The 387-nt window shown below is 42.4% G+C and carries 1 protein-coding gene; it reads left to right on the top strand.

Annotated elements, in window-relative coordinates:
• Window positions 1-387, top strand: a 387-nt coding sequence (locus RTW80_RS27610; protein WP_312721289.1) for an ATP-binding cassette domain-containing protein, incomplete at both ends; no start/stop codon positions are given.

Raw genomic sequence — 387 nt, 5'->3', positions numbered from 1 at the left:
TGATCAGTTTGTAATTTTTTGGGTGGGAGCAGGCCTTGTGATCGATAATCAGATGACATTAGGAATGTTTGTAGCGTTTAGTTCTTTTCGTGGGCTGTTTTCGGAAAGAGTTGCCTCTCTGACCAGTTTTCTTCTTCAGCTAAGAATAATGAGTCTGCACAATGAGCGCATTGCAGATATTGCATTACATGAAAAGGAGGAAAAGAAACCTGAAATTGAAATCGTTGCTGATATGGGGCCAATATCCCTGGAAACCAATGGTTTAAGCTATCGTTATGACAGTCAGTCAGCACCGATATTCAGTGCTCTGAGTTTATCTGTAGCTCCGGGGGAAAGTGTGGCTATAACTGGTGCTTCCGGTGCGGGAAAAACCACATTAATGAAAGT

The organism is Escherichia sp. AM3 (genome assembly GCF_032029835.1).
In the GTDB taxonomy this organism is placed as follows: domain Bacteria; phylum Pseudomonadota; class Gammaproteobacteria; order Enterobacterales; family Enterobacteriaceae; genus Escherichia; species Escherichia coli.
The sequence above is the reverse complement of the archived record's forward strand: the minus strand, read 5'-3'. Positions and strand labels throughout refer to the sequence as shown.